Here is a 5,278-nt window from a genome sequence, read left to right as displayed (position 1 = left end):
ATTCACGCCTCGGCCCACCTGTCCACACGTCAGTACGCCAGGCTCGTACATCGCTGGATCGAGTCCATCGGCTTAGACGACACGGCGTACGGCACCCACACCATGGGGCGGACCAAGGCGTCGCTCATCTACCGTAGAACCAAGAACCTTCGCGCAGTGCAATTGCTGCTGGGCCACACGAAGCTGGAGAGCACGGTTCGCCACCTCGGTATCGAAGTCGACGACGCGCTTGAGATGGCTGAGCAGACCGAAGTGTGACAAACCTCTGGCCGGCGAGGGGAGCGCTTGCCGGCCATCTACGGACGTTGGCTTATGCCGTGACGCCGACGCTCAAGCGTCAGTTCCACCCGGCTATCGGACGCCTGTGCGGAAGCGCACATACTGTGACGAAGCTTTTCCATACCGTCTTCAACGTTGAAACCGCGCATCGCGGAAATGCACCGGAGACGATTTTGGCATCACTACTTTATGGTGCCGATTGGGCCGGCGGGCTGGTGTTGGCGGTCGGAATATTCATAAGTATCCTGATCGCCCTGGAGCTCGGCCGGCTGGTGTGGCAATGGCAGGTTTCCTCCGGTCGCGAACCGGAGACAACGGGCGTCAGCGCGGTCGCAAGCGCGATATTCGCACTGCTTGGACTATTGATCGCCTTCACCTTTTCCGGGGCGGCAAGCCGCTTTGATATGCGGCGTACGCTGATCGTCCAGGAAGCCAACGATATCGGCACTGCTTACCTGCGTCTGGATCTGCTACCGCCACCAGCACGTAGTGAGTTGCAGGAGATATTCCGGCAATATCTCGATGCCCGGCTTGACGCCTATCGAGCCGTCCCAAACCGCAAACGCGTCGAGGCTTCCTTGGTACGTTCGGACGTGCTGCGTGAACGCCTCTGGACAAGATCCGTAACGGAGTCCCAGCGAACCGCTAGTACGGCGGCCACCATGCTTCTGTTACCAGCCCTCAATGCAGCATTCGACACGGCATCGACCCGACTCGCCGCAACAAAGGAACATCCACCCGTCGTCATCTTCGGCATGCTTTTCGCGCTTTGCTGGGTTGGGGCCTTGTTTGCGGGCTATGGCATGGCCAGCCGCAGTCCTCGAAGCTGGTTGCATGCGCTTTTTTTCGTGGCCTCGCTGACGGTGACACTCTATGTCATCGTCGACTTGGAGTTTCCGCGGCTGGGCATGATCCGCGTTGACACTTTCGATGAGGTGTTGCAGGAAGTCCGCAATGGAATGCGATGACCATTGACGCCAGGAAGCCTGCGCCCAGATGGTGCAAAGATGGTGGTCTGTGGAAATGTTAGATCTGTGACACGTTTCATAGCACAATTCTGTGCATGAAACGATCCTTGCATCCGACCCGGACCGTCGCCATGGGCTTCCTGCTGGCCATCATGGCAGGCAGCGTACTGTTGATGTTGCCTTGGTCACGCGTCGATGGCGGGAGCGCGCCCTGGCTCACCGCATTCTTTACCGCAGTCTCGGCGGTCTGCGTGACTGGCCTAGTTATCGTCGACACGGGAACTTACTGGTCCGGATTCGGCCAAGCGGTGATCATGGCACTGTTCCAGCTTGGCGGCTTTGGGATGATGACGGCCTCCACCCTTCTGGGCCTGATGGTCAACCGCTCGCTGCGATTGCGTGCTAGGTTGATTACCCGGGTTGAAACCCATACGATCAGTTTGGGTGACGTCACCGGCGTGGCGAAGCTGGTGCTGGTGGTGACATTGAGTTTAGAGGCGATCATCGCGGTGTGGCTAGCCTGGAGGCTGCATCTCACCTATTCCCTTCCTTGGCACGAAGCAGCGTGGATTGGTTTGTTTCATTCCATATCGGCCTTCAACAACGCCGGCTTCTCAACCCACGCAGACAGTCTTACACGCTATGCGGCCGATTTCTGGGTACTTGGGCCGGTGATGGTGGCAATCGTCATCGGCGGCATCGGTTTCCCCGTGCTGCAGGATTTGCGGAACAAGATTGCCGATCCACGCCGGTGGTCCCTGCATAGCAAGCTAACCTTGTCGGTTACAGGGGTGCTTCTCGCAACGGGTATTCTTGGCCTGCTGTTGTTCGAATGGAATAATCCAAGAACGCTCGGCGCCATGCCGACTGCAGGTAAGCTGTTGTCCGCGACATTTGCGTCCGTCTCCGCCCGTACCGCCGGATTCAACTCAATCGACATCGGCGCGCTAACTCATGAAAGCCTGGCGCTGCATTTTTTCTTGATGTTCGTTGGCGGAGGTAGCGCCAGTACCGCCGGCGGAGTCAAGGTTGGCACCATTGCAATACTCGCATTGCTGGTGCTCGCTGAGATCCGCGGTCGTGGCGACACTGAGGCGTTCGGGCGGCGCGTTAGCAACTCGGCACATAGGCAGGCGATCACCGTGCTGGCACTGGGAAGCGCCCTAATTACGGCGGGAACACTCACCATTCTATTCGTTACCGAGTTGCCGACTGATCAGGTCATCTTTGAAGTCATTTCAGCTTTCGGTACAGTTGGCTTGTCGACTGGCATCACAGCGGACCTTCCGGCTTCCGCTCAGCTTACGCTGACCGCGCTCATGTACGCAGGCCGGGTCGGCACCATTACGCTCGCCGTATCGTTGGCGATGGGCGAGCATCGCACGCCATACCGCTACCCTGAGGAGCACCCAATTGTTGGCTAGGTTATTTACCGAGCAATTCTCTTTCTCTGCAGGAGACAGCGTCGTTGTGATCGGGCTCGGACGTTTCGGCAGCTCAGTTGCGCAATCGCTAATCCGCCTCGGCCACGATGTCATGGGGATCGACAAGGATGCCGATCTTGTGCAGCGCTGGTCAAATGCGTTGACCTACGCAGTCCAAGCTGACTCGACTGATGTGGCTGTGATGCGCCAACTCGGCGTGGCGGATTTCTCTCACGCCATAGTCGCGATCGGCACAGACATGTCGTCCAGCCTGATGACTTTGATGTCACTGACCGAACTTGAGATCAAGGATATCTGGGTCAAGGCCTTTACCCCTGAGCATGGTCAGATCGCGCAACGCATCGGTGCGCACCATGTGGTTTATCCAGAAGCGGACATGGGTGCACGAGTTGCACATTTGATCACCGGTCGCATGATCGATTTCATCGAATTCGACGATGGCTTTGCCATCGCTAGGATCCATGCGCCAACTTCAACCCACAATAAGGCGCTGTTGGTGTCCAGGGTGCGCGAGAAATTCGGCGTTACCGTGGTGGGCATCAAGCGTCCCAACGAAGAGTTTGAACATGCGACAGCAACCACCACGATCCAGCCGGGAGACTTGCTGGTCGTCTCTGGGCCGACTAGCAAGATCGAACGATTCGCTGGCAGTACGGAAAAACAATAGCGGTGCGCACTTGTCATGGCTTGGACTGGTGGCTGATAGGCGCCCATGATTTAGTCCACCCCAACATCACCATACCAGTAGTAGCAGGCTCGCTTGCGCCGCGAGCGCGTCTTACCGTAACGGGCGAATCAACTCCCTGCCTGTCCTAGCGGACATCGATTCTGTAGCAACTTCCCACGCCGATGCACGCGTAGCCCCTTCAGTCGGACGCCGCCGCAGTAGATTCGTCGGCTCGTTCCATGCTCGGTCTTCGGCCCCTGGCATAAATGAAACCCCAGGTCAGCCCTATGGTGGCAGCTATCGCCGATGCCAAGAGCACGCCAAGCTTGGCAGCCCCAAGTAGGTTGACATCCTCGAACGCAAGCGTGGCGATGAATATCGACATCGTGAAGCCGATGCCGGCCAGTAGTCCAACCAGGCATACGCCGCGCCAGGTCACGTCGGGCGGCAACTGGCACCAGCCCAGGCGTACGGCCAGCCAGCTGACCGACACGATGCCGAGAGGTTTGCCTACGACCAGTGCAAGGACAACACCAAACATCGCGCCTAGCGATCCGCCGCTAGTGAGATCGACGCCATCAATGCTCACTCCGGCATTTGCCAAGGCAAAGAGCGGCATGACAAGGTAGGCGACCCAAGGGTGAAGCGCCATCTGTACACGGATCACGGGCGGTAGTAGCTCCCGCTGGGCGTGACGCAGTTGCTTAAGCGGTGCCGCGATGTGTTCTGGTTTAGGTGTCCGAGCGGTCGCGCGAGCGCGCAGATCAAGGAGCGCACGCATGGCCACATCCAAAGGCCGTTCTCGCGTGCGACCGGGCAGTACCGGCGTCATCATGCCAAGCACGACGCCAGCGAGCGTCGGGTGGGCACCGGTCTTCAGCATTCCCAGCCACAGAATGGCGCCCGGTACGACGTAAGCATAGGCGGTTCCGACGCCGATCCATTGCAGCCCCAGGACCATTAGAATACCTGTACCTGCAACAAGAAGCCCCCCATAGTCCAACCCGCCCGAGAAGGCCACTGCGATAATCAGGACCGCGACAATGTCGTCGATGATCGCCAGCGCGAGCAGGAACACTCGAACGTTGCCGGGTATGGATTTGCCGAGTAACGCGAGCACCCCGACGGCGAACGCGATGTCAGTAGCGGTTGGCACCGCCCAACCCTGGCGCTGGGGCATCTCTGTGTTTATCGCGAGGTAGATCAACGCGGGGACGATCACGCCACCAAGCGCCGCAGCCATTGGCAGGGCCGAAAGGCGCACGTTCGCCAGCGCTCCCTCATGGATTTCGCGCCGGATTTCCATCCCAACGACGAGAAAGAAGATGGTCATCAGGGCGTCGTTGATCCAAAAATGCAGGGATTGCGATACCAGATGGCTACCTATCCCGAATGAGAGCGGGGTATGCCATAGGGCGTGGTAGCTGTGGGAAGCGGGGGAATTCGCCCAAAGTAGCGCGATCCCGGCGGCGGCGAGCAGGACAATGCCGCTGACGGCCTCGATATGAAGAAAATGTTCGAGCGCCGAGAATGCCTTCTCGGCTAAAACTTGAGCACGCGGCAATGGTTGCCGTGGTGGGGGCGGTGGGGGCGGGAGTCGGTCCACAGTCATAGAGCATTTGCGTTGGCGGCCCGACCAACGCATTAACCTGTCTCACTGCGACGTGCAGCGTAGACACCCTATCGGCGATTGTACATGAGCTGCCGACAAGCGACGGCACGACAACATGCGGTCTGTGACGGCAGCCGTCCCCCTGCGCTAGCAGCGGAACCCGCAGACATGCACTGCTGCAGACTCACCTCTATCGCGTGTCACCGTGGCCGCACTTCAGTCATGGCCATTGGAGATGACCCGCTTTTTCGGACAGCACCTATCTTGAACCAAAGGAGGTGCTCATCATGGCTAAACATCACATGCC

5 protein-coding genes are annotated in these 5,278 nt (G+C 58.8%); 4 read left to right on the top strand and 1 reads right to left on the bottom strand.

Going from position 1 to position 5,278, the window contains the following annotated elements; genetic code table 11:
- The 4 genes from AC3WQZ_RS35350 to AC3WQZ_RS35335 all read left to right on the top strand — a co-directional run.
- The coding region (locus tag AC3WQZ_RS35350) for a site-specific integrase (RefSeq protein WP_492302125.1) at positions 1 to 258 on the top strand (258 nt) is incomplete at its 5' end.
- A gap of 59 nt (positions 259 to 317) precedes the next feature.
- Positions 318 to 1,247: a bestrophin-like domain gene (locus tag AC3WQZ_RS35345; RefSeq protein WP_492302124.1), complete on the top strand. Its 930-nt coding sequence runs from the start codon at positions 318 to 320 to the stop codon at positions 1,245 to 1,247.
- A gap of 95 nt (positions 1,248 to 1,342) precedes the next feature.
- Entirely contained in the window at positions 1,343 to 2,671 is a 1,329-nt protein-coding gene (locus AC3WQZ_RS35340; RefSeq protein WP_492302123.1) for a TrkH family potassium uptake protein, read from the top strand.
- Entirely contained in the window at positions 2,664 to 3,359 is a 696-nt protein-coding gene (locus AC3WQZ_RS35335; protein WP_454751330.1) for a potassium channel family protein, read from the top strand. Before AC3WQZ_RS35340 ends, AC3WQZ_RS35335 begins: the two co-directional genes overlap by 8 nt.
- 199 nt (positions 3,360 to 3,558) lie before the next feature.
- Here AC3WQZ_RS35335 and nhaA read toward each other — a convergent pair whose 3' ends face one another.
- On the bottom strand, positions 3,559 to 4,971 hold the full coding sequence (gene nhaA, locus AC3WQZ_RS35330; RefSeq protein WP_052181700.1) for a Na+/H+ antiporter NhaA: 1,413 nt from the start codon (positions 4,969 to 4,971) through the stop codon (positions 3,559 to 3,561).
- Between the last annotated feature and the right edge of the window lie 307 nt (positions 4,972 to 5,278).

Source organism: Cupriavidus sp. FW305-26 (assembly GCF_058787975.1).
This window is presented reverse-complemented; position numbering and strand designations above follow the sequence as displayed.